The 24,149-nt window shown below is 72.2% G+C and carries 19 protein-coding genes; 14 read left to right on the top strand and 5 right to left on the bottom strand.

The window, feature by feature from the left end; genetic code table 11:
- Nucleotides 1–13: 13 nt before the first annotated feature.
- Complete coding sequence (gene manB, locus ACFWRT_RS20360) at nucleotides 14–1,105, top strand: mannose-1-phosphate guanylyltransferase (protein ID WP_380954786.1); 1,092 nt, start codon at nucleotides 14–16, stop codon at nucleotides 1,103–1,105.
- A gap of 64 nt (nucleotides 1,106–1,169) precedes the next feature.
- On the top strand, nucleotides 1,170–2,228 hold the full coding sequence (locus tag ACFWRT_RS20355) for a DNA-3-methyladenine glycosylase family protein (protein ID WP_380954787.1): 1,059 nt from the start codon (nucleotides 1,170–1,172) through the stop codon (nucleotides 2,226–2,228).
- Between the two features lie 258 nt (nucleotides 2,229–2,486).
- Here the strand turns inward: ACFWRT_RS20355 and ACFWRT_RS20350 are convergent, their stop codons facing one another.
- The 3 genes from ACFWRT_RS20350 to ACFWRT_RS20340 are packed head-to-tail and all read right to left on the bottom strand — an operon-like array spanning nucleotide 2,487 to nucleotide 5,345.
- Nucleotides 2,487–3,839: a coenzyme F420-0:L-glutamate ligase gene (locus ACFWRT_RS20350; protein ID WP_381121333.1), complete on the bottom strand. Its 1,353-nt coding sequence runs from the start codon at nucleotides 3,837–3,839 to the stop codon at nucleotides 2,487–2,489.
- Nucleotides 3,836–4,792, bottom strand: a complete 957-nt coding sequence (gene cofD, locus ACFWRT_RS20345; RefSeq protein ID WP_076967413.1) for a 2-phospho-L-lactate transferase — start codon at nucleotides 4,790–4,792, stop codon at nucleotides 3,836–3,838. The genes ACFWRT_RS20350 and cofD overlap by 4 nt, the downstream gene beginning before the upstream one ends.
- 13 nt (nucleotides 4,793–4,805) lie before the next feature.
- On the bottom strand, nucleotides 4,806–5,345 hold the full coding sequence (locus tag ACFWRT_RS20340) for a cysteine dioxygenase (protein WP_380954788.1): 540 nt from the start codon (nucleotides 5,343–5,345) through the stop codon (nucleotides 4,806–4,808).
- 698 nt (nucleotides 5,346–6,043) lie between these two features.
- Between ACFWRT_RS20340 and ACFWRT_RS20335 the strand changes: the two genes are divergently transcribed.
- The 3 genes from ACFWRT_RS20335 to ACFWRT_RS20325 all read left to right on the top strand — a co-directional run bounded on the left by ACFWRT_RS20335 (nucleotide 6,044) and on the right by ACFWRT_RS20325 (nucleotide 12,144).
- On the top strand, nucleotides 6,044–6,307 hold the full coding sequence (locus ACFWRT_RS20335; RefSeq protein ID WP_014046372.1) for a WhiB family transcriptional regulator: 264 nt from the start codon (nucleotides 6,044–6,046) through the stop codon (nucleotides 6,305–6,307).
- Between the two features lie 384 nt (nucleotides 6,308–6,691).
- The gene (locus ACFWRT_RS20330; RefSeq protein ID WP_380954789.1) at nucleotides 6,692–10,600 is read left to right on the top strand and encodes a glycosyltransferase; all 3,909 of its coding nucleotides are present in this window, start codon (nucleotides 6,692–6,694) and stop codon (nucleotides 10,598–10,600) included.
- The gene (locus ACFWRT_RS20325; protein ID WP_380954791.1) at nucleotides 10,597–12,144 is read left to right on the top strand and encodes a DUF5719 family protein; all 1,548 of its coding nucleotides are present in this window, start codon (nucleotides 10,597–10,599) and stop codon (nucleotides 12,142–12,144) included. The genes ACFWRT_RS20330 and ACFWRT_RS20325 overlap by 4 nt, the downstream gene beginning before the upstream one ends.
- Nucleotides 12,145–12,226: 82 nt before the next feature.
- Here the strand turns inward: ACFWRT_RS20325 and ACFWRT_RS20320 are convergent, their stop codons facing one another.
- The gene (locus tag ACFWRT_RS20320; RefSeq protein WP_380954811.1) at nucleotides 12,227–12,586 is read right to left on the bottom strand and encodes a metallopeptidase family protein; all 360 of its coding nucleotides are present in this window, start codon (nucleotides 12,584–12,586) and stop codon (nucleotides 12,227–12,229) included.
- A 510-nt stretch (nucleotides 12,587–13,096) separates the two neighbouring features.
- On the opposite strand from ACFWRT_RS20320, the gene ACFWRT_RS20315 reads away from it, so the two are divergent.
- The 8 genes from ACFWRT_RS20315 to ACFWRT_RS20280 all read left to right on the top strand — a co-directional run bounded on the left by ACFWRT_RS20315 (nucleotide 13,097) and on the right by ACFWRT_RS20280 (nucleotide 21,742).
- Nucleotides 13,097–13,474 (top strand): DUF3499 domain-containing protein, encoded by a 378-nt coding sequence (locus ACFWRT_RS20315; protein ID WP_380954793.1) that lies wholly within the window; start codon nucleotides 13,097–13,099, stop codon nucleotides 13,472–13,474.
- Between the two features lie 67 nt (nucleotides 13,475–13,541).
- Nucleotides 13,542–14,951: a phosphomannomutase/phosphoglucomutase gene (locus tag ACFWRT_RS20310; RefSeq protein ID WP_380954795.1), complete on the top strand. Its 1,410-nt coding sequence runs from the start codon at nucleotides 13,542–13,544 to the stop codon at nucleotides 14,949–14,951.
- Between the two features lie 290 nt (nucleotides 14,952–15,241).
- Complete coding sequence (locus ACFWRT_RS20305) at nucleotides 15,242–15,424, top strand: Trm112 family protein (RefSeq protein WP_015608932.1); 183 nt, start codon at nucleotides 15,242–15,244, stop codon at nucleotides 15,422–15,424.
- A 151-nt stretch (nucleotides 15,425–15,575) separates the two neighbouring features.
- Complete coding sequence (locus tag ACFWRT_RS20300; protein ID WP_380954796.1) at nucleotides 15,576–16,709, top strand: SIS domain-containing protein; 1,134 nt, start codon at nucleotides 15,576–15,578, stop codon at nucleotides 16,707–16,709.
- Between the two features lie 112 nt (nucleotides 16,710–16,821).
- Entirely contained in the window at nucleotides 16,822–18,036 is a 1,215-nt protein-coding gene (gene manA, locus ACFWRT_RS20295; RefSeq protein ID WP_380954797.1) for a mannose-6-phosphate isomerase, class I, read from the top strand.
- 97 nt (nucleotides 18,037–18,133) lie between these two features.
- Nucleotides 18,134–19,141: a cation diffusion facilitator family transporter gene (locus tag ACFWRT_RS20290; protein WP_380954798.1), complete on the top strand. Its 1,008-nt coding sequence runs from the start codon at nucleotides 18,134–18,136 to the stop codon at nucleotides 19,139–19,141.
- A gap of 274 nt (nucleotides 19,142–19,415) precedes the next feature.
- Nucleotides 19,416–20,873, top strand: coding sequence for an adenosylhomocysteinase (gene ahcY, locus ACFWRT_RS20285; protein ID WP_380954799.1), 1,458 nt, complete (start codon nucleotides 19,416–19,418; stop codon nucleotides 20,871–20,873).
- A 239-nt stretch (nucleotides 20,874–21,112) separates the two neighbouring features.
- The gene (locus tag ACFWRT_RS20280; protein WP_380954801.1) at nucleotides 21,113–21,742 is read left to right on the top strand and encodes a hypothetical protein; all 630 of its coding nucleotides are present in this window, start codon (nucleotides 21,113–21,115) and stop codon (nucleotides 21,740–21,742) included.
- On the opposite strand, the gene ACFWRT_RS20275 is transcribed toward ACFWRT_RS20280, so the two are convergent.
- Entirely contained in the window at nucleotides 21,739–22,680 is a 942-nt protein-coding gene (locus ACFWRT_RS20275; RefSeq protein ID WP_380954803.1) for an RDD family protein, read from the bottom strand. The genes ACFWRT_RS20280 and ACFWRT_RS20275 overlap by 4 nt on opposite strands.
- Nucleotides 22,681–22,800: 120 nt before the next feature.
- On the opposite strand from ACFWRT_RS20275, the gene ACFWRT_RS20270 reads away from it, so the two are divergent.
- On the top strand, nucleotides 22,801–23,808 hold the full coding sequence (locus ACFWRT_RS20270; protein WP_380954804.1) for a stage II sporulation protein M: 1,008 nt from the start codon (nucleotides 22,801–22,803) through the stop codon (nucleotides 23,806–23,808).
- Nucleotides 23,809–24,149 lie beyond the last annotated feature (341 nt).

The raw sequence follows: 24,149 nt of genomic DNA, 5'->3' as shown, positions 1-24,149 counted from the left end.
CAGAGACGGTGCTGTGACAGAGGCAAAAGAAGCGATCCTCCTGGTCGGTGGCAAAGGCACCCGGCTGCGCCCCCTCACGGTGCACACCCCGAAGCCGATGGTCCCGGCGGCGGGGGTCCCCTTCCTGACCCACCAGCTGGCGCGGGCCAGGGCGGCCGGGGTGGAGCACATCGTGCTCGCCACGTCCTACCTGGCCGAGGTCTTCGAGCCGTACTTCGGCGACGGTTCCTCGCTCGGCCTGCACATCGAGTACGTCACCGAGGAGGAACCGCTCGGCACCGGCGGCGCGATACGCAACGTCGCGGCCAAGCTCTCCTCCGGTCCCGACGAGCCGGTCCTGATCCTCAACGGCGACATCCTCACCGGCCTCGACATCCGGGCCCTGGTCGCCACCCACAACGCATCCGGGGCGGACGTCTCGCTCCACCTGACCCGGGTGGAGGACCCGCGCGCCTTCGGTCTCGTACCGACGGACGCGACGGGCCGGGTCACGGCCTTCCTGGAGAAGCCGCAGACGCCCGAGGAGATCGTCACCGACCAGATCAACGCCGGGGCGTATGTCTTCCGGCGCTCGGTCATCGACACCATCCCCGAGGGCCGCCCCGTCTCCGTCGAGCGCGAGACCTTCCCCGGTCTGCTCGCCTCCGGAGCCCACCTCCAGGGCATGGTCGACTCCACCTACTGGCTGGACCTCGGCACCCCGCAGGCCTTCGTACGCGGCTCCGCCGACCTGGTCCTGGGCCGCGCCCCGTCCCCGGCCGTTCCCGGCCGCTGCGGCGACCGCCTGGTCCTGGAGACGGCCACGGTGGCCGCCGACGCGAAGCTCACCGGCGGCACGGTGATCGGCGACGACGCGGTGATCGGCGCGGGCGCGCGGATCGACGGCTCGGCGATCCTGGCCGGAGCGGTGGTCGAGGCGGGCGCGGTCGTCACGGACTCGCTCATCGGGGCGGGCGCGAGAATCGGCAGCCGTACGGTGCTGAACGGCGCGGTCATCGGGGACGGCGCGCAGGTCGGCGCGGACAACGAACTGCGCCACGGGGTCAGGATCTGGTGCGGGGCGGTCCTCCCGGACGCCGCGATCCGCTTCTCGTCGGACCAGTAGGCCGCCTCGGCCCCGTACCCTCGTAAGCGCACTTTCCGCACCAGAAACCCCCGAGGCCCCACCCGTGGCAGGACGATTCGCCCCACGCACCGCACGCCCGCCTCTGCCGCACCAGGCAGCGCCGGTACGCGGGGCTGCGGCGCGGGGCACTGCGGCGCGGCACCCGGCCGGCTCATCGGGCCCGGCCGTCGCCACGTCCTCGCCCACCGATCCGCCCCTGACCCGGGAATGGACCCCGCCGGGCCCGCTGGACCTGCGCCTGGTGCTGAGCCCGCTGCGCCGGGGCCCGGCCGACCCGACGTTCCGGATGACGGCGGCCGGCGGGTTCTGGCGGGCCACCCGGACGCCGGAGGGCCCCGGCACGCTGCGGGTCGCGGCGCACGGCGACCGGGTCGGGGCACAGGCCTGGGGCCCGGGCGCGGAGTGGCTGCTGGCCGGCCTCCCCGCGCTCCTGGGCGCCGATGACGACCCGGACGCCTTCACCCCGCACCACCGCCTGCTCGCGGCGACCCGGCACCGGCGCCCCGGCCTGCGGCTGCTGCGGACGGGCCTGGTGATGGAGTCGCTGATCCCCTCGATCCTGGAACAGAAGGTCACCACGGACGAGGCGTACCGCGCCTGGCGCCTCCTGGTCCGCCGCTACGGCACCCCGGCCCCCGGCCCGACGGCCGCGCTCGGCCTCCACGTCATCCCGGACGCCCGCACCTGGGCGATGATCCCGTCCTGGGAGTGGCACAAGGCAGGAGTGGACACCAAGCGCTCCTCCACGATCCTGAGAGCGGTACGGGTGGCTGGTCGGCTGGAGGAGGCGTCCTCGATGCCTTTGGCGGAGGCCAAGGCCCGCCTGGAACTGATCCCCGGCATCGGCCCCTGGACCTCCGCCGAAACCCTCCAGCGCTCCAACGGCGCCCCCGACGCGGTGACGGTGGGCGACTACCACCTCCCCGGCATCGTGGGCCACGCCCTGGCGGACAACCGCCACGCGACCGACGAGGAGATGCTGACGCTCCTGACCCCGTACGAGGGCCAACGCCACCGGGCAACGCGCCTGATCCTGCTGTCGGGCCGCATCCCGGAGCGCAGGGCCCCGAGGATGACCCCGGGAAACATCGCAGCGCTGTAGGCCTGACCAGCCCTGACCCCTCCGACGCCCCACCCCTGGCCCCTCTGCCCCCATCCAGCCCCTCCGGCGTTTGAGGAGCGGGGCCCGGGGCAGAGCCCCGAAACCCCAGCCCGTCCGGGCGTCCACTCCAGCCCGTCCGGCGCTTGAGAACAAACGGGGGGCCCGGGGCGCAGCCCCGGCTTCGGGAAGGGGCGGGTAGGGGAAAGGCCCGCCGCAGGCGCCACCCCCCCCACCCCCGCCCCCGGCCCCCACCCCCCCTCACCGCACGGTGAGAAAGTCCTCCGCCACCCGAACACTCCGCTCCCGAGCCACCCCCACCGCATGCCCCACAGCCACCGCCCCCAACGGATCCCACGACGAAGGCAGCGCGAGCACCTCCCGCACCACCTCACGGCAGAACATCGTCGAGGACACCCAGGCCGACCCCAACCGCTCACCGGCCAGCGCCACCAGGAAGTTCTGCACCCCCGCCCCCGCCGCGACCACGAACATCTCCCGCTCCGCCGTGTCCCGCCGCTCGTCCCCGTACGTATGGGACCCGTCCATCACCAGGCACGGCACCGCCAGATACGGCGCGTCGCGCAGCACATCCCCGCGCCGCACCCGCTTCGCGATCGACTCCTCGCTCTTGCCGTCGCGCCGCAGATCCGCGATCCACGCGTCCCGCATCGCATCCAGCAACCGCGTCCGCGACTCGGCGGACTCCAGCAGCACGAACCGCCACGGCGTCGTGTGATGAGGCGCGGGCGCGGTCACCGCCGCCGCCACCGCCCGCCGTACGGCCCCCGGATCCACCGGCTCGTCGCTGAACTCGCGCACCGTACGCCGCAGGGTCACCGCTTCCCGTACGGCCTCCGACGTCCCGAGCCGGAACATGTCATCGGCAGCACTCCGTACGAGCGCACGAGCGCCGGGCTCATCGTCCCCGCCGGAGGCGACCACGTGCGGCAACCCCCGCACCACCGCCACCGGCAGCCCCGCCGCCTTGCCCTTGACCAGGTCCCCGGCGGCGGCCAGCTCGTCCGCCGTCGCGACGACCGTGGCGCTGAGCGGATTCCCGTACGCGTCCGTCCCGCCCCGCAGGTCGTCCAGCACCCGCACCCCCGCCGCCCCGATCGCGACATCGGTCAGCCCGTTCCGCCAGGGCCGCCCGAAGGTGTCCGTGACGACGACGCCGACCTCGACGCCGAGGGTGTCCCGCAGCCCGTCCCGGATGGCCCGCGCGGAGGCGTCGGGGTCCTCGGGCAGCAGCAGCACGGTCCCGGCCGGAGTGTTGGAGGCGTCGACCCCGGCGGCGGCCATCACCAGCCCCTGCCGGTTCTCCACGATCCGCAGGGCACCGCGCCGCGCCACGACCCGTACGGTCTCGGCGTCGATGGCGGCCTCACGGTCCGCTGCCCGCACGATCCGGCCCTCGGCCTTGGAGACGATCTTCGAGGTGACGAGCAGGACGTCCCCGTCGACGAGCCCCGGCTCGGCCCCGGCGATCAGCTTGGCGAGATCATCCCGGGCACGCACCTCGGGAATCCCGCCCAAGGCCCACACCCGAAAGGAAGGCGCGGACGCACCCCCGGCACCCCCAAGGGCACCCCCACCGGCGGAAGCAGTCACACCCCCACCTCCCCGGCCAGCTCCAGCGCCCGCCGGGCCATCTCCGCCGTCGCGTCCACGTCCGTCATCATCAGCGGCACCGCCCGGCACCGGATGCCCGCCGCCTCGACCTCGCCGACCGCACCCGCGTCCACCGTGTCGACCAGCCACCCGTCCAGCAGCCCCGACCCGTAGTGCTGGGCCACGGCGGCCGCCGTCGACTCGACGCCCACGGCCGCGAGCACCTTGTCCGCCATGCCCCGTACGGGCGCGTCCCCGACGATGGGGGAGAGGCCGACGACCGGCACCCCGGCCTCGGCGATCGCCTCCCTGATCCCGGGCACGGCGAGGATCGTCCCGATCGACACCACCGGGTTCGACGGCGGGAAGAGGATGACATCGGCGGCGGCGATCGCCTCCAGCACCCCCGGCGCCGGCTTCGCCTGCTCCGCCCCGACCGGCACGATCGCCTGCGCCTCGACGGAGGCGCGCAGCTTCACCCAGTACTCCTGGAAGTGGATGGCCTTGCTCTCGCCGTCCGTCTCGACGGCGACATGCGTCTCGACCCGGTCGTCCGACATGGGCAGCAGCCGCACCCCCGGCTGCCAGCGGGCGCAGAGCGCCTCGGTGACCGCGCTGAGCGGATAGCCCGCGCCGAGCATCTGCGTACGGACGATGTGGGTCGCGAAGTCGCGGTCACCGAGACCGAACCACCCGGGCCCCACCCCGTACGCCGCGAGCTCCTCCTTGACCTGGAAGGTCTCGTCGGTCCGCCCCCAGCCCTGCTCCTCGTTGATGCCACCGCCGAGGGTGTACATCACGGTGTCGAGGTCGGGGCAGACCTTCAGCCCGAACAGATGGATGTCATCACCCGTGTTGCCGATGACCGTGATGTCCGCGTCGGGCGCGGCCTGCTTGAGGCCACGCAGAAAACGAGCACCACCGATACCACCGGCCAGAACAACAATGCGCATGCACAGCAGTTTGTCAGGCGGGTACGACATCCACGGCCGTCGGGGCGCATTGCGCGGCGTGCATCGGCATCTCGGTCAGACCCGGGTAGTAGATGTGCAGGCTGACGGCCGGTTCGAGCGAGTCGTTGACCACTTCGTGGACGTATCCGGGGGCGAAGACGCGCTGCGCACCGGCGCCGAGCGTCTGAGCGCCGCGCTCGGTGTGCTCGGTCAACTCGCCTTCGAGCACGGTCAGTACGCCGGCGGAGCGGCCGTGGTCGTGGCGCCCGCTGCCCTGTCCGGGCACCCAGCTGAGCAGCCACACCTCATAGCCGAGTGGGGTCTCCCCCGCTCGAGCGGAGCCGAGAGCTGGGGGAACGGTCTGGAGGCGGTGGTACCAGCGGGTGGTGGTGTCGTACCGGACGAGTCCGGCCCAGCGCGTGCGGTCGGCCGCGATGGAGCGGGCGAGGCCGACGAACTCGGAGACGGTGGAGGGGTGCTCGCGGGCGGGCTGGAGGAGGTGCTGGACCTCAAGGATGTCGCCGGCGATCTGCAGGTCGCTGTCGTTGTTCATGGGGTGCGGTGGTTCCTCGGCATGGGGGGTGCGCGTGCGGGGAGTCGCGTGGAGCAAGGAAACGTCGGCGGCCGCGGAGAGAAGGGAGCCACGGGGAAGCCGGAGAAGCGGGGGAGGGCTGAATCAGAGCTGGAGCACTACGGCATCAACAGCTGTGACAGCTGGAACAGCAACAGCGAGCCTGGACAGCGCTACGGAACCCACGGACGTGGGTGACGTGCATCGCTGCGATCGCTGACATGAGATCAAGGAGACCGGTTGAATCGCTCTCTGTCAACCCGCTGCCCTATATGGGGGCAATGTTTCACCCCTTCCGGTTGTCGCGCGAGCAGAAAGGTTTGCTCACCGCCAAGAGCGGAGACATGGCGCATCACCCGCGCCTCTAAACGTGGCTGAGGGTCTGTGACCTGACTGTGATCTTGATCGCTACAGTGATCGAATCGCAACGTAAGGGCACCCCTGATCGTCTTGATCAAGGGAAGGCGTGATGGAGTGACGCCTGTGGCATATGTCAGGTTTTTGGTGATTTGAACACTTTCCGCATACGCTTGGTTCCGCAGAGTGAATCCCTGGGCCAATAGCAGATCCTCGCTTGACTGCCTCGGAGATACACACTTGTAATTTCACTCGTGTCGTTCGGCCGTGACCAGTCAGTAGCGGCCGCATCACGGGACGCAAGAGACAGACGAGGGGCGCACATGACCGAGCTGTTCCAGCAACTGCTGGTCGAGGACGCGGACGAGGAACTCGGCTGGCAGGAGCGCGCACTGTGCGCCCAGACCGATCCCGAGTCCTTCTTTCCCGAGAAGGGCGGATCCACCCGCGAGGCCAAGAAGGTCTGTCTCGCCTGTGAGGTGCGGTCGGAGTGCCTTGAGTACGCGCTGGCCAACGACGAACGCTTCGGTATCTGGGGCGGGCTTTCCGAACGTGAACGACGGCGCCTCAAGAAGGCAGCGATCTAGGCACTTCGGCAAGGCCCCGATCCAGGCGCCTCTCCCGGCCCGGCCCCGGCAGCCCTTTCCCGAGCAGGGCTCCTCAAGGACCACGCCCCGACCGGCCCGCCGCCCACCACTCCCTCCCCGGGGAGCGGGCGACGGGCCGTCGGCATGTCCGCGACTGCCGGCACCAGGTCCGCGACCCTCGCGCGCCATGCCCGCGACTTTCGGCACCATGCCCGCGACCCTCACGCACCAGGGGCGTTCCCCCGCTCCAGGCCACCCCCACGGATCCGTACCGTTAGTGTGGGGCCCCGTCCGAGATGCGCCAACGCCCCGCCGGGGCGCGCGTGTACACCGATGCAGCCCCGGGGATCCGCCCCCGGACCCGGCCGGAGGGCCCGTACCTCGATGTCCGTGCACAGCCACTCGGCGGCGCCGAACGCGGCCGCCGCCGCCCCAGAGTTCCCCCGGCACGTCGTCACCGCCGTGCTCGTCTCCCACGACGGCGCCCGCTGGCTGCCCGACGTGCTGGCCGGGCTGCTCGGGCAGGAACGCCCCGTACAGAACGTCGTCGCCGCCGACACCGGCAGCGCCGACGACTCCGCCCGGCTGGTCACGGAGGCGCTCGGCGGCGACCGGGTCCTGCACCTCGCCCGCCGTACGAGCTTCGGCACCGCCGTCGACGAGGCGGTCCGCACCGCCGGGGCGCTGACCCCCGACGACCTGCCCTACCTCAAGCGCCCCGGCGGCTGGGATCCGGTCACCCGGTCCTGGACCGACGAGAACTACGACCTGCCGGAGCTGCCGCACGGCGAACCGGTCCAGTGGCTCTGGCTGCTCCACGACGACTGCGCACCCGAGCCGGACGCGCTCGCCGAGATGCTGCGCGTCGTCGACACCGACAAGTACGCCACCATCATCGGGCCCAAGCTGCGCGGCTGGTACGACCGCAAGCAGCTCCTCGAAGTCGGCGTCTCCATCGCCAACAGCGGCCGCCGCTGGACCGGCCTGGACCGCCGTGAGCAGGACCAGGGCCAGCACGACCAGGTCCGGACCGTCCTCTCCGTCTCCTCCGCCGGCATGCTCATCCGCCGCGACGTCTACGAGGAGCTCGGCGGCTTCGACCGCAACCTCCCCCTGATGCGCGACGACGTCGACCTGTGCTGGCGCGCCCACCTCGCCGGCCACCGGGTCCTCGTCGCCCCGGACGCCGTCCTGCGCCACGCCGAGGCCTCCGCCCGCGAGCGCCGCCCCATCGACTGCGCCGGCCGCTCGGTCGTCGGCCCGCACCGCGTCGACAAGGCGGGCGCGGCCTACACGATGCTCGTCAACGCACGCGGCAAGGCCCTGCCCTGGGTCCTGCTCCGGCTCGTCGTCGGCACCCTCCTGCGTACCCTCGCCTACCTCGTCGGCAAGGTCCCCGGACAGGCACTCGACGAGGTCACCGGCCTCCTCGGCACCCTGCTCCGCCCCGGCCGCATCCTCGCCGCCCGCCGCGACCGCGGAAAGGGCGCGGTCGACGCGGCCGAACTGCGCGCACTGTTCCCGCCGCCGGGCGCCACCGTCCGCGCCACCGTCGAACAGGTCGCGGGCAACTTCGGCAACAAGGGCGAGGCCGAGTCGAGCGGTTCGCGGCACGGAGCCGTCGAGTCCGGCCCCGGCGGCGACGACGCCGACTTCCTGGAGGTCGACCAGTTCGCCCGGCTCAAGCGGATCGGCCGCAAACCGGGCCCGGTCCTCTTCGCCCTCCTCCTCCTGGTCTCCCTCATCGCCTGCCGCAACCTGCTCACCGGCGGCTCCCTGGCAGGCGGCGCCCTGCTGCCCGCCCCCGCGGAGGCCGGCGAGCTCTGGGGCCGGTACGCGGACGCCTGGCACACGATCTCCACCGGCTCCACCGAGACCGCCCCGCCCTACCTCGCGCTCCTCGCCGCCCTGTCGGCCCTCTTCCTCGGCTCGACCGGCCTCGCCGTCGCCGCGATCCTGGTCTGCTCGGTCCCGCTGGCCGGACTCACCGCGTACTTCGCCTCCCGGCCGCTGCTCCCGTCGCGGCTGCTGCGGGCCTGGGCGAGCGTCGCGTACGCCTTCCTGCCCGCCGCGACCGGCGCCCTGGCCACCGGCCGCCTCGGCACCGCCGTCCTGCTCGTGCTGCTCCCGCTGATCGCCCGCGCGGCCGTCGCCGCCCACGGGTTCCGCGACGGCACCGACCCGGAGGCGCCGCGCGGCAGTTGGCGCGCGACCTGGGCGTACGCGCTGCTCCTCACGATCACGACCGCGTTCACCCCGATCGTCTGGCCGCTCGCCGTGGTCCTCGGCCTCGGCGTGCTGGTGCTGCGCCGCCGTGACATCGCGGCGTACGGACTTCGCTTCCTCGCCGCCGTCGGCACCCCGATCCTGGCGCTGGCCCCCTGGTCGCTCACGCTCCTCACCGACCCGTCCGCGTTCCTGCGCGAAGCGGGCCTGGACATCGGTACGGGGACGGCGTCGGCGTACGACCTGCTCGGGATCAGCCCCGGCGGCCCGAAGGCGGCCGGCAGCTTCCTGCTGCTCGGCATCGTGCTGGCGGCGCTCGCGGCCCTGCTGCGCGGCGAGCGGCAGTTCGCCGTCCGGGCCGCCTGGGCCACCGCCCTCACCGGCCTGCTCTTCGCGGCGCTCGCCAACGGCTCGACCTGGGCCGGACCCGCCACCCTCGTCTACGGCGCCGCCCTGATCGCCGCCGCACTCGTCGGCGCGGACGGCGCCCGGGTGCGGGTCGCCGAGCAGAGCTTCGGCTGGCGCCAGCCCGTCGCGGCCCTGATCGCCCTGGCCGCAGGACTCGCCCCGGTGCTCGCCGCCTTCGGCTGGATGTTCGGCGGCGCCGACGGCCCGCTGGAGCGCCGCGACCCCGTCCAGGTGCCCGCGTTCGTGGCCGAGGAGAGCTCGACCCAGGACCAGGCCCGCACCCTGGTCCTCGGCGGCACCTCGCCCGACTCCGTCTCGTACAGCCTGGTCCGCGGCTCCGGCGCCCGCCTAGGCGACGGCGAACTGACCGATGCGGCGGGCTCCAACAGCCGGCTCGACAAGGTCGTCGCCAACCTGGTCGCGGGCTCCGGCGCCGACCAGGGCGGCCAGCTCGGCAACTTCGCCGTCCGCTACGTCCTCGTACGCGACGGAGCACCGCGCCAGATGAGCCGCGTCCTCGACACGACCCCCGGCCTCAGCCGCCTCAGCCAGCTCGACGGCAGCGCCCTGTGGCGGGTGGACCGCCAGGTCGCCCGCGTGATGGTGGTCCCGGCCGGCGGCGAGGGCGAGCGCCTTCCGGTCGGCTCCGGGCCCGTCGAGGCGCACTCCGCGATCCCGGCGGGCGACGAGGGCCGCATCCTGCGGATCGCCGACGAGGCCGCACCCGGCTGGCAGGCCACGGTCGACGGCAAGCCGCTGACCCGTGTGACCGTCGACGGCTGGGCCCAGGGCTTCGAACTGCCCGCGGGCGGCGGCCGCCTGGACCTCACCTACGACGCCCCGTTCACGCACACCGTCTGGCTCTGGGCGCAGGGCGCGCTCGCCGTGGTCCTGGTGGTCATGGCCCTGCCGGGCCGCCGCCGGGAGATCGACGACGACCTGCCCGAGGAGGCGCTCGCGGTCGCCGCCGCCGACGCGGACGGCGACGGCCGCCGGGCCCGCAGGCTCCGCGCGGCGGCCGAGGCGGAAGCGGCGGCGGCCGAGGCGGCGGGGGCCGAAGGAGCAGCCGGGGACGGCTATCCGACGGACGGCACGGGCGAGATCCCGCCCCCGCCGACCCCGCCGTCGGCACCGCCGTCCGCACCGGCGGAGACGGCCGGTGCGGGGGAGTACATCCCCGACCAGCAGAGCGCCGACCCGTACGCCGGGAGCGGCGGCTACGACCAGCAGGACACCACCGCGGGCTACGCGGCGCTCCCGCAGCAGAGTTACGGGGAGTGGGACGGCGGCCAGTACCAGGACGCCGGCCGGCAGGCCGCCACCTCCTACCAGCAGGGCGACTACGCCACGTACCGGCAGGACCCGTACACCCAGCAGGACACCGGCTATCAGGACCCGTACGGACAGCCACAGCAGCCGCAGCAGCACTACGGCGGCGGCCAGTACGGGGGCACCGACCAGCACGGCAACCCCACCCAGTACGGGCAGTACGACCAGTACGGGCAGTACACCGGGGAGCAGCCCCCGTACGCCGATCCCGCCCAGCCCCCCGCCCGGAACGGCGAGACCTCCGACACCCCCGACACCCCCGACAACCCCGACACCCCGGGCCAGGCCCCCTGGCAGACCCGTAACGCATCGCGAGGCGAGTCCGAGTGAAGTCCACCCACCTGTCCCTCATCGCGGGCACCGTCGCCCTGGCCGCCATCACCGGCTTCGCCTCGCTCAACGTGCCCGAGGGCCCGGCAACCGAGGAGACCGCGACCGCCTCCGAGCTGCCGGTCGAGCGCTCCAGCCTGGTCTGCCCGGCGCCCAGTACCTCCGACCTGGCGGAGACGGCGTACACCTCGTTCACGCCGCCCGGGAAGGGCGAGGGAGGCGGCACGAAGGACGACACCGCCGAGCTGAAGCCGGCCCTGCCGGTCCTCGACGACGAGGCCGAGACGGACCCCAAGAAGGTCGAGAAGGCCGAGGAGGCGGCGAAGAAGGCCCGGGCGAAGGCCGACAAGCCGGTCCTCGCCGTGAAGGAGCCCGGAAAGCCGGTCGTCGCCGAGGCGAACGGTGCCGACGCCCCGGCCCTCGTCGGCACGGCCACCGGCACGCTCGCCCCCGGCTGGGCCGCCCAGCAGACCACCACGGTCACCGCGGGCGGCGCGCGGGGCCTCCTCGGGGTCAGCTGCACCGCCCCGGACACCGACTTCTGGTTCCCCGGCGCGAGCACCGCCCGCTCCCGCCAGGACTACCTCCACCTCACGAACCCGGACGCCGGCGCGGCCGTGGCCGACATCCAGCTCTTCGGCGCCAAGGGCGCGGTCACCTCCGAGATCGGCGACGGCATCACCGTGCCCGGCCGTTCCAGCGTCGCGCTCCTGCTCTCCACCCTCACCGACGAGTCCGTCAACGACCTGACGGCCCACGTCACCACCCGCTCCGGCCGGGTCGGAGCGGTCCTCCTGACCGCCGACGACGGCTCGGGCACCGACTGGCTCACGGCGGCGGCCGACCCCTCCGGCACGCTGGTGATGCCCGGCATCCCGGCCGACGCCACCTCCGTACAGCTGGTGGCGTTCGCGCCCGGCGAGAGCGACGCGGATGTGAAGGTCCAGCTGATGGGGAAGAACACGACGTTCGCCCCGGCGGGGAACGACACCCTCCACATCAAGTCCGGGATGACCGCGACGGTCGACCTGAAGGACATCACCCGGGGCGAACCGGGCTCGCTCCGCCTCACCCCCGTGGAGAAGAACCGCTCGACCCCGATCGTCGCCGCGCTCCAGGTGGTCCGGGGCACCGGCGCCAAGCAGGAGTACGCCTACATCCCGGCCACCCGCCCGGTGGGTGCCCGGGCGAGCGTCACCGACAACCGGGCCAAGGGCTCCACGCTCTCCCTCGCCGCACCCGGCGCGGACGCCAAGGTGAAGGTGACGACGTCGGCGGGGAGCGGAGGCGGCGAGGCGAGCGTGGAGACGTACACGGTCAAGGCCGGTACGACGATGGCCGTCACCCCGAAGCCCCCGGCCGGGTTCAGGGGCACGTACGCGCTGACGGTGGAGACGGTCTCGGGCGGCCCGGTCCACGCGTCACGGTCGCTGGTCCTCCCGGAGGACGGCGTCCAGATGTTCACGGTGCAGACGCTGCCGGACGACGGCGGCACGGTGGTGGTGCCGTCGGCGCGGCAGGACCTGTCGGTCCTGGACGACTGAGGGGTACGGCAGGCACCGTCAACGGGTCCGGACCCGGGCTTCGGGTCCGGACGTGGCCCTGACCGCGGCCCCGGCCCCGGCCTCAGTCCTGCCCGTACCGCGGATCGACCGACTCCGGGGCCAGCCCCAGCAGCTCGGCGACCTGCTCGACGACGACCTCGTGGACCAGCAGGGAGCGCTCGTCGCGGTTCTTGGTGCGGATCTCGATGGGCCGCCGGTAGACGATGATCTGCGCGGGCCGTCCCTTGGCCGCCGATACGGCGCTGCCGAGCGGAACGCTGTCCTCCAGATCCCTGGGCACGTCCAGGACGACGAAGTCGACCTCGGCCAGTTGGGGCCAGCGCCGCTCCAGCCGCTCCACCGAGTCCTGGACCAGATCCCGGAAGACCTCGCCCCGGCTGGCCGACAGCGGCACCTGAGGCGGCGCGACCGGCCCCCGCATACCGCGGCCATGACGGTCGCGGCGCCGGGGCCGCGGCTCGAACGGGTGGGGGGAAGGTACGGAGCTGTCCATCACCGACGCAGCGTAACCCTCCCCGGGGCGGCGCGATCGTGCCGAGGACACGGCGCCGCGACGGTTTCCCGGGCCGCCCGCCGACGGTTCCCCCGGACCGCCCGCCGACCGTTCCCCCGGTCGGCCGAGGGAAACGATCGGCGGGAACATTCCGGTCGGCCACCCCGATGTCCGGGCCTTCTGTCCACAGTTGAACATTCAGGCCAAGGTTGAGCCTTTTTCAGGCCCCTGATCCGATCATCGGCAGTGAGCGGAACGCCGCCATCCACCCCGGCACGCACTCCCACCACCACCCGTCCCGCACCACGCGTCCGCCGCGACGCAGGTCAGGACGGTCGCCGGGGACGGGCGTGTGTCGAGGACCACAGGGCGACACGGTGGGGTGAGCCGGGGGAGAGTCGTCGCAGCCCGCTCAAGAGTGCGGTACCGTCCAACATCGTGAGCCCTGTACGTCGCTGTTCGCGCACCGCGTGCGGCCGCCCTGCCGTCGCGACACTGACGTACGTCTATGCCGACTCGACTGCGGTCCTCGGCCCGCTCGCCACCTACGCCGAGCCCCACTGCTACGACCTCTGTGCCGAGCACAGTGAGCGGCTGACCGCGCCACGCGGCTGGGAGGTGGTCCGCCTCTCCGACGGCTCCGCACCCGCGCACCCCAGCGGTGACGACCTCGAAGCCCTGGCCAACGCGGTACGGGAAGCGGCCCGGCCGCACGACCGCGCGCCGGACGGCGGAGGCCGGGGTCCGCGAGCCGCCGACCCGGTGGAGGTCGCCCGCCGAGGCCACCTGAGAGTGCTGCGTTCCCCGGACTCCTGAGGCCACCTCCTGACGCACCACCCGGCCGGGTAGTTTGGACCCTCCGTAAACACCAGGAGGACCGGCCGTGGTCGCTGATCTGTCGCAGCTCGTGAAGGCGTACGACGTACGTGGCGTGGTGCCCGACCAGTGGGACGAGTCGCTGGCCGAGTTGTTCGGAGCCGCGTTCGTCCAGGTCACGGCTGCCGACGCGATCGTGATCGGCCACGACATGCGCCCCACTTCCCCGGCCCTGTCCGGCGCCTTCGCCCGGGGTGCGGCGGCGCGGGGCGCGGACGTCACGCTGATCGGCCTCTGCTCGACGGACCAGCTGTACTACGCGTCGGGGGCGCTGGACCTGCCGGGCGCGATGTTCACGGCCTCGCACAACCCCGCGCAGTACAACGGCATCAAGATGTGCCGGGCGGGAGCGGCCCCGGTAGGCCAGGACACAGGCCTGAAGGAGATCCGCACCCTCGTGGAACAGTGGTCGGAAGGCGCCCCGCAGCCCCCCGCGTCCCCCACCCCCGGCACGATCACGGAACGCGACACCCTCACCGACTACGCGGCCCACCTCCTGGCCCTGGTCGACCTCAAGGCGATCCGCCCCCTGAAGGTCGTGGTCGACGCGGGCAACGGCATGGGAGGCCACACGGTCCCCACGGTGTTCGAGGGCCTGCCGCTCGATGTCGTACCCATGTACTTCGAGCTGGACGGCACGTTCCCGAACCACGAGGCGAACCCGCTCGACCCGAAGAACATCGTCGACCTCCAGGCCCGCGTCCTCGCCGAGGGCGCCGACCTGGGCCTCGCCTTCGACGGCGACGCGGACCGCTGCTTCGTCGTCGACGAACGGGGCGCCGGAGTCTCCCCCTCCGCGATCACGGCCCTGGTCGCCGCCCGCGAACTGGCCCGCAACGGCGGCGAGGGCACGGTCATCCACAACCTGATCACCTCCTGGTCCGTCCCCGAGGTGGTCCGCGAGAACGGCGGCACCCCGGTCCGCACCCGGGTCGGCCACTCCTTCATCAAGACGGAGATGGCCGAGCACGGCGCGATCTTCGGCGGCGAACACTCGGCGCACTACTACTTCCGCGACTTCTGGAACGCCGACACGGGCATGCTCGCGGCCCTCCACGTCCTGGCCGCCCTCGGCGGCCAGGACGCCCCCCTCTCGGAACTCGTCGCCGTCTACGACCGCTACGCGGGCTCCGGCGAGATCAACTCCACGGTCACCGACCAGGCAGCCAGCCTGACGGCCGCCAGGTCCGCCTACAGCACCCGCGACGACATCACGTTCGACGACCTGGACGGCCTGACGGTCACGTCCACGGACTGGTGGTTCAACCTCCGAGCCTCGAACACGGAACCCCTGCTGCGCCTGAACGTGGAGGCGAGGGACGAGCGGACGATGGAGGCGGTACGGGACGAGGTACTGGCCTTGATCCGCAACCCCAGCCCGTCCGGGCGCCTGCATTCCAACGCCTCCGGCGCTTGAGGAGCGGGGCCCGGGGCGCAGCCCCGAAACCCCAGCCCGTCCGGGCGTCCACTCAAGCCCGTCCGGCGCTTGAGGGCAAAGGGGTCCGGGGCAGAGCCCCGGTTTCGGGAAGGGGCGGGTAGGGGAGAGGCCCGCCGCAGGCGCCCCACCCCCCCCGGGGCCCCCACCCCGGCCGCCCCATCCCCCGTCCCCCACCCCCGGCCGACCCGCGCCCCCGTCCCCCCAGCGGTAGGCTGACGACGCCTGATCCACGTGAATCAGAATTCGCACCGCTCGAAGGGACCCACCCCATGCCGCTCGAAGCCGGCCTCCTGGAGATCCTGGCCTGCCCGGCCTGCCACTCCCCGCTCGACGACCGCACCGCGGCCGACAGCCCGGAGCTGGTCTGCACCGGCGCCGACTGCGGCCTGGCCTACCCGGTCCGGGACGGCATCCCGGTCCTCCTCGTCGACGAGGCCCGCCGCCCCGCCTGACAAGCGAGCGAAGCGCGTACGGGAACCCGTGCGGCACGCCGACCCGGACGGCCAGGGGCGCACCCCGAACAGGACCCGCCCCCACCCCCGTAAAGGCAAGGCCCCCGCACCCGCATCCCGCACCCCACCCGGTGATCGGAGGCCCACCGCCATGCTCGACGAGTCCTTGCTCGACGCCCCGGAAGCCCTGGCCAGGGCCGACCGCCGCGACCTGCTCCGCGGCGCCGCCGAGGCAGGCGCCCGGGTCCGCACCGCCGCCCGGCACGCCGCCGAGGCCGGCATCGGCGGCCTGAACCCCGAGGGCCGCCCCCGCGCCGTCCTGGTCGCCGGCCCCGGCACCGCCGCATCCGGCGTCGCCGACCTGATCGGCGCACTGGCGGGCGCGGCGGCCCCCGTGACCCGGATCCACCCCACGGGCGTAGCCCCCGCCCCCGGCGCCCTGCGATGGGCACTGCCCGGCTGGGCCGGCTCCGTGGACCTCCTCCTCATCGCCACCGCCGACGGCTCGGAGCCGGGCCTCGCCCTGCTCGCCGAGCAGGCGTACCGCCGCGGCTGCACCGTGGTCGCCGTCGCCCCCACCCGCTCCCCGCTGCGCGAGGCGGTGGACGGCGTGCACGGCCTGGTCGTACCGATGGCGGCAGCCCCGCACGGCGAGTACGACGCGGAGGTCTCCGCCGCGGGCCCCGGCACCCTGTGGGCGCTGCTCACCCCGCTGCTCGCGCTCCTCGACCGGGTCGGCCTGGTCACCGCGACCCCCGAGGACCTGCAGAAGGTCGCCGACCGCCTGGACCGCACCGCCGAACGCTGCGGCCCGGCCATCGCCACGTACAGCAACCCGGCCAAGACACTCGCCGCCGAGCTCGCCGACAGCCTGCCGCTGCTCTGGACGGAGGGCGAGGCGGCGGGCCCGGTCGGCCGCCGCTTCGCCGCCGTACTGTCCGAGCTGGCGGGCCGCCCCGCCCTGACCGCCGAACTCCCCGAGGCGCTGCCCTCGCACGGCACCCTGCTCGCGGGGGACTTCGCGGCCGGCGCGGACCCGGACGACTTCTTCCGGGACCGGGTGGACGAGGGCGAGACCCTCAGAGCCAGGGTCGTCCTGCTGAGGGACCGCCCGACGGGCGGCCTCAGCGCCTACCCGGCGGCCCGGGAGCTGGCCCTCGGCCACGACACCCCGCTCAGCGAACTGGAACCGGACGAGGGCAGCGACCTGGAGACCCTGGCCGAACTGCTCGCGATCACGGACTTCGCAGCGGTGTACCTCTCCCTGGCCTCAACGCCCACCTGAGGACGCACACCGCACCAGGGCACCACCCCACAGCACTGCATCACCACCACCCAGCACCGCCGAGCCCGCCCCGAGGCACCACCCCGCCCCGCACGACCCCGAGGACGACTCCATGGACCGGCTGTCCAACACCGTGCGCCCCTACGCCTGGGGCTCGACCACGGCCATCCCCGCCCTGCTCGGCACCGCCCCCACCGGCGAACCGCAGGCCGAGATGTGGATGGGCGCGCACCCGGGAGCCCCCTCCCGCATAACCCGCCCCAAGAGCTCCCCCAACACCACAGGCACCCCCAACACCACCACCCCACCGGAACGCCCCCTCACCGACGTCATCGCCGCCGACCCCGAAGGTGAACTCGGCGCGGTCACCGTAGCCAGGTTCGGCCCCCGCCTCCCCTTCCTCCTCAAGCTGCTCGCGGCCGGCTCTCCCCTCTCCCTCCAGGTCCACCCCGACCTGGACCAGGCCCGCAAGGGCTACGCGGACGAGGAGACCCGGGGCATTCCGATCGACGCCCCCCACCGCACGTACAAGGACGCCAACCACAAGCCCGAACTCATCTGCGCCCTCACCCCCTTCGACGGCCTCTGCGGCTTCCGCAGGCCCACCGAGGCGGCGGACGCCATGGAGGCCCTGGGCGTCGACTCCCTGAAGCCGTACGTGGACCTCCTGCGCGCCCACCCCGAGGAGGCTGCCCTCCGTGAGGTGCTCACGGCGATCCTCGGCGCCGACCCGGCGGAGATGGCCGACACCGTCACCGAGGCGGCGGCCGCCTGCGAACGCCTCGGCGGCACCCACGCCCCGTACGCCCGCATCGCCCACCACTACCCCGGCGACCCCGGCGTCCTCGCGGCGATGCTGCTGAACTACGTCCAACTCCAGCCCGGCGAGGCCCTGTTCCTCGGTGCCGGCGTCCCGCACGCCTACCTGGACGGTCTCGGCGTCGAGATCATGGCGAACTCGGACAACGTGCTGCGCTGCGGACTCACCCCCAAGCACATCGACGTCCCCGAACTCCTGCGCATCGTCCGCTTCGAGGCCACCGAACCCGGCGTGCTGCGCCCCGAGGCGTCATCCTCCGGCGAGGAGCGGTACGAGACCCCCGTCGACGAGTTCGCCCTGTCCCGCTACACCCTCGCGTCCGGGGCCCAGCCCGCCGAACTGACCGCCCCCACCCCCCAGATCCTGCTCTGCACGGCGGGGACCGTCCGGGTGGGCGAGCTCGACCTGACCCCCGGCCAGTCCGTTTTCGTACCGGCCGCCGAAGCGGTGGAAGCCACGGGATCGGGCACACTCTTCCGTGCCACGGTGGCGGCCCGAACGGTCTGAGCGTCCTGAGACCACATCCCTCCTCCGCGGCTGCAACAATGTGCCGCCGCAGCGCGGCACCACCTGCCGTCAACCGAGGAAGGGACACCACGCACTCATGAGCGCGTCCGGCGGAACCAAGGCGATCGTGGCGGCACTGGTCGCCAACCTCTCGATCGCCGTGGCCAAATTCGTAGCGTTCCTCTTCAGTGGGTCCTCGTCGATGCTCGCGGAGAGCGTCCACTCGCTCGCCGACTCGGGCAACCAGGGCCTCCTGCTGCTCGGCGGCAAGAAGGCCAAGCGCGAGGCGACTCCCCAGCACCCGTTCGGCTACGGCCGTGAGCGCTACATCTACGCGTTCCTCGTCTCCATCGTCCTCTTCTCGCTCGGCGGGATGTTCGCGCTCTACGAGGGCTACGAGAAGATCAAGCACCCGCACGAGATCACCGCCTGGTACTGGCCGGTCGGGGTCCTGGTCTTCGCGATCATCGCCGAGATCTTCTCCTTCCGTACGGCGATCAAGGAGTCCAACCAGACGCGCGGCGACCGCTCCTGGACCGAGTTCGTCCGCCGCTCCAAGGCCCCCGAACTCCCGGTCGTCCTCCTGGAGGACCTCGGCGCCCTCGTCGGTCTGATCCTCGCCCTCGGCGGCGTCGGCCTCGCCCTCGCCACCGGCGACGGCGTCTGGGACGGCATCGGCACCCTCTGCATCGGCATCCTGCTGGTCGTCATCGCGATCGTCCTCGCCGTCGAGACGAAGTCCCTCCTGCTCGGCGAGTCCGCCGGCCTCGAAGAGGTCGAGAAGATCAAGGCGGCCGTGGTGGACGGCGACACCGTCACCGGCATCATCCACATGCGTACCCTCCACCTCGGCCCCGAGGAACTGCTGGTCGCCGCCAAGATCGCGGTCCAGCACGACGACACCGCGACCGAGATCGCCAACGCGATCAACGCTGCCGAGAACCGGATCCGGGAAGCCGTCCCCATCGCCCGGGTCATCTACCTGGAGCCGGACATCTACAACGCGGAAGCGGCAGCGACCGGCGCCAACCCCGGCAAGACCCCCGGAGGTCCGGTCCCGCAGGCCCCGCAGGTTCCTGAGGCTCCGAAGGATCTCGGCCACTGACCCACCGCACTCCGGCCCCGATCGGCCCGGTGACCCCTCACACACGCCTGTCTCCACGAACGGGCTGGGGGTCACTGGGCCGTTCGGTGTAGATTCGGATACGGAACAGACGTCGCTGCTGATGGCGGTCGACCGGTCCGCGGACGCGAGCCGGGCGAGGGACAGAGGGCCTCCGACGGACTGCACTGCGAACGCGCTCGGGCATTCGTGTGCCCGTCGCCGCAGAGTCAGCCCAGACAGCCCACCTCGACCCATCACGAGGAGCAGCCCCGTTATGACGACGGTCACCAACCGCCAGGACTTCAAGGTCGCCGACCTTTCTCTCGCCGCCTTCGGCCGCAAGGAGATCACCCTCGCCGAGCACGAGATGCCCGGCCTTATGTCGATCCGTAAGGAGTTCGCCGCCGCCCAGCCGCTGGCCGGCGCCCGGATCACCGGCTCGCTGCACATGACCGTGCAGACCGCCGTGCTCATCGAGACCCTCGTCGCCCTCGGCGCCGATGTCCGCTGGGCCTCCTGCAACATCTTCTCCACCCAGGACCATGCCGCCGCGGCCATCGCCGTCGGCCCGAACGGCACCCCGGAGGCCCCTGCGGGCGTCCCGGTCTTCGCCTGGAAGGGCGAGACGCTGGAGGAGTACTGGTGGTGCACGGAGCAGGCGCTGACCTGGCCGAACACCCCCACCGGCGGCCCGAACATGATCCTCGACGACGGTGGCGACGCCACCCTCCTCGTCCACAAGGGCGTCGAGTTCGAGAAGGCCGGCGCGGCCCCGGACCCGTCGACGGCGGACAGCGAGGAGTACGCCCACATCCTCACCCTGCTGAACCGCACCCTCGGTGAGGCCCCGCAGAAGTGGACCCAGTTGGCGTCCGAGATCCGCGGCGTGACGGAGGAGACCACCACCGGTGTCCACCGCCTCTACGAGATGCACCGTGACGGCACCCTCCTGTTCCCCGCGATCAATGTGAACGACGCGGTCACCAAGTCGAAGTTCGACAACAAGTACGGCTGCCGCCACTCCCTGATCGACGGCATCAACCGCGCCACCGACGTCCTGATCGGCGGCAAGACCGCTGTCGTCCTCGGCTACGGCGACGTGGGCAAGGGCTGCGCGGAATCCCTCCGCGGCCAGGGCGCCCGCGTGATCATCACGGAGATCGACCCGATCTGCGCGCTACAGGCGGCGATGGACGGCTACCAGGTCGCCACCCTCGACGACGTGGTGGAGCAGGGCGACATCTTCATCACCACGACGGGGAACAAGGACATCATCATGGCCTCGGACATGGCCAAGATGAAGCACCAGGCGATCGTCGGAAACATCGGCCACTTCGACAACGAGATCGACATGGCCGGCCTGGCCGCCATCGACGGGATCGTCAAGGACGAGGTCAAGCCCCAGGTCCACACCTGGAAGTTCCCCGACGGCAAGGTCCTCATCGTGCTCTCCGAGGGCCGCCTGCTGAACCTCGGCAACGCGACCGGCCACCCGTCCTTCGTGATGTCGAACTCCTTCGCCGACCAGACCCTGGCGCAGATCGAGCTCTTCACGAAGCCCGCGGAGTACCCGACCGACGTCTACGTGCTGCCCAAGCACCTGGACGAGAAGGTCGCCCGACTCCACCTCGACGCCCTCGGCGTCAAGCTGACGACCCTCCGCCCCGAGCAGGCGGCGTACATCGGCGTCGAGGTCGACGGCCCGTACAAGCCCGACCACTACCGCTACTGATCCGGCACCGTCGGCGGCCGGGAGGCCACACCACCTCCTCCCGGCCGCCGCACGGCACACCGCCCTCAGCAGCACACGCACCACGCATGACGCATCACGTAGTAAGCAGCAGCAGCGGCCGATAGCCGGCAGCTGACAAGACAGGCCCCCGCACCCCCGTGTCGGGGGCTTGTCCCGTCAACTCCCGTCAACGCCCCCGGCTACCGCCCCCGCACAGCCCGAGGAACCCGAAGGACCCCATGCCCCGCGGCAGGTATTCGCTCCACGACCTTCACGATCACACCCCCCTCGGCGAAGAACACTTCCACTGCGCCCCCGGCCCCTCCGGCTGGCGCTACGTCTCCCAGACCACGTCCCCCTCGGGCGACCACCTGGGCTCCGTCGACCTGGCCCTGGACGAACTGGGCCGGCCGATCCGTCTCGAACTCCACTCCGCGAGCTGGCAGGTACGGGGAGCCGCCCTGGAAGGCGTCACCTGGGTCCGTACCGACCCGACCGGCACCGACGCCACCGAAGCCAACGTCCGCGCCCACGCCTTCTCCGGAACCTCCCCCGCGTTCCTCATCGCCCTGACCCGACTCCTGCGCCTCACCCCCGATTCCCCCGAGACCCGCGTCCGCGTGGTCACCTTCACGGACCCGGTCCTCGCGCCGCGTACCTGCGACCAGTCCTGGGCTCTGGTGAACAGTGAAGCGCACGCCACTGACAACGGCCCTCTGATCGTGGACGAATACCAGGTCAGCGCCCTGGACACCGGTGACCGGCACACCGTTCACGTGGCCGGGGACGTCGTCCTCGCGGCCCCCGGCATCGAGCTGGAGCACCTGGAGACACCCCCGTCCCCTCGCGCGTCCGGGCCGGCCGACTAACCGGGCGGAGCGAACCCCGCCGAGGAGCCTCCCGCCCTCGTCTGCTCCTCCGCGCCGGCGCCAGCAGACGCGCCGGACCTGGCAGACGTGCCGGACCCGCCAGGCGCATCAGCCCCGCCAGGCGCGGCAAAGCCGAGGGACCCCGCCGCCCCGCCCGCAGGCACCGGTGCGGCGGTGGACGCGCCCCCCGCCCCCGCGAACACCCGCCGGGCATCACGCGCCTGCCGCTCATGAACCACCGCGGCCAGGAACGCGGCAGCCGGAATCCCCTGCGGCGCAGCGATCCCCGTCCGCGTCACGACCTCGTCGGCCAACCGCGCAGCCATCGACCCGCCGACGCCGGGATCCAACTGCTGCATCCGCGTGAGGTACTGCCGTATCGCGAGCCAGAGTTCGTCCGGCACGGCGGACAGATCCAGTTGGGAGAACCGGCCGACCAGCCACGGCGGAGGCGGCGGCACGGCGACCGACCGCTTGGCCGTCACACGTTCCCGGATGACCAGCGTTCCCGCGAAGACATCACCGAGCCGGCGCCCGCGCGCCGACACCAACGACGCGATCGAGGCCACGACGCCGAAGGTCATCAGGATCTCCACGGCCCCCATCGCCCCCCGCACGAGCGCGTGCCGGAACCGGATCGGCCCGCCGTCGTCCCGCACCACACGCAGCCCGCAGGCCAGCTTCCCGAGAGAACGGCCATGGCTCAGCGTCTCCACCGCGATCGGCCCCCCGATCAGCACCAGCAGGAACAGGGCGACCCCGATGGCCGCGACGGCGGCTTCGTCCAAAGTGACGGAGGCAATGCCCACGACGACCGAGACCAGGATGAAGACGCAGAAGACGATGGCCAGATCGATCGCCGCTGCCAGTGCTCGGCTCGGCAGCCTCGCCGGCCTCAGCTCCAGGACAACGGCGTCCCCGGTCACCAACTCGCTCATCGCGCCCCCACTCTTCCCGACCTTCGCTGCCCCGGCCGGCCCCAGTCTGCCAAGCTGACCCGCAGCGCGCCGCAGTAGTACGGCCCCCGTACGCACCCATGCCTGGAGCAACAGCCGCCCATGGACCTCGACGTCTTCGTCACCGCCCACCGCACGGAGTGGGACCGCCTCGACCACCTCCTGCGCCGAGGGCGCCGTCTGACGGGCGCGGAGGCGGACGAGCTCGTCGTCCTCTACCAGCGCACGGCCACCCATCTCTCCCTGATCCGCTCGACCACCCCCGACCCGCTGCTCACCACCCGCCTCACCCAGCTCGTGGCCCGCGCCCGGGCGACGGTCACCGGCACGCGCAAAACCTCCTGGCGCGACGCGGCCCGCTTCCTCACCACGGGATTCCCGGCGGCGGTCTACCGCTCACGTCACTGGTGGGTCCCTACCGCGGTCCTGTCCACGCTGGTGGCAGCCCTCCTGGGCTGGTGGATCGGTACGCACCCCGAGGTCCAGGCCGCGATAGCGGCCCCGGACGACCTCCGGGCCATGACCCGCCCCGGCGGGGAGTACGAGACCTACTACTCCAGCCACCCGGCGGCCTCGTTCGCCGCGCAGGTATGGACGAACAACGCCCAGGCCGCCGCGATGTGCCTGGTCCTCGGCGCGTTCCTCTGCCTACCGGTGATCTGGATCCTCTTCCTCAACATGCTCAACCTCGGAGTCGGCATCGGCCTGATGTCCTCCGCAGGCCGCCTGGACGTCTTCCTCGGCCTGGTCCTTCCGCACGGCCTCCTCGAACTGACCGCGGTGTTCGTCGCCGCCGGTACGGGGCTCCGCCTCGGCTGGACGGTGATCGACCCCGGCCCCCTCTCCCGCCGAACCGCCCTCGCCGAGCAGGGCCGCGCCGCACTGGGCATGGCCATCGGCCTGGCCCTGGTGCTGTTCGTCTCCGGCCTGATCGAAGGCTTCGTGACCCCCTCAGGCCTCCCGACCTGGGCCCGGATCACCATCGGCATCGCCGCTGAGCTGGCCTTTCTCGCGTACGTCTACATCCTGGGCCGCCGCGCCGTACGAGCCGGCGACACCGGCGACCTCACAGCTGTCGAACGCAGTGCCGAGCTTCCCTCCGCCGCCTGACCACCGGTGTGCGTTCGTCCCCGCTGAGCTGCTAGTCTCCTCTTCGCCCACAAAAACCGTTGACACGGGAGACGTGGGGAGGTAGATTTAAACGGTTGCCTCGGACTAGACAAGTTCGAGTGAAGCGCATAGTGTCTACCTCGCTCGCGGCGGTAAGTTCGCAAATATCGCGCAGAGCCACCGATTCCCTTTATTCGAATCACAGGCCGTTCATTCGGTCGATGTGCTTCTGATAAAGTCGGATCAGCCGAAAGGCAAGGCCACTCCACAGGCCACCGGAAATCGAATTCGGACCGGAAACGGAACGAAAAAGAGTCTGGTAAAGTTGGAACCGCCGGAAA

The sequence above is a fragment of the Streptomyces cyaneofuscatus genome (assembly GCF_042718795.1).
GTDB lineage: Bacteria > Actinomycetota > Actinomycetes > Streptomycetales > Streptomycetaceae > Streptomyces > Streptomyces cyaneofuscatus_A.
The sequence above is the reverse complement of the archived record's forward strand: the minus strand, read 5'-3'. Positions and strand labels throughout refer to the sequence as shown.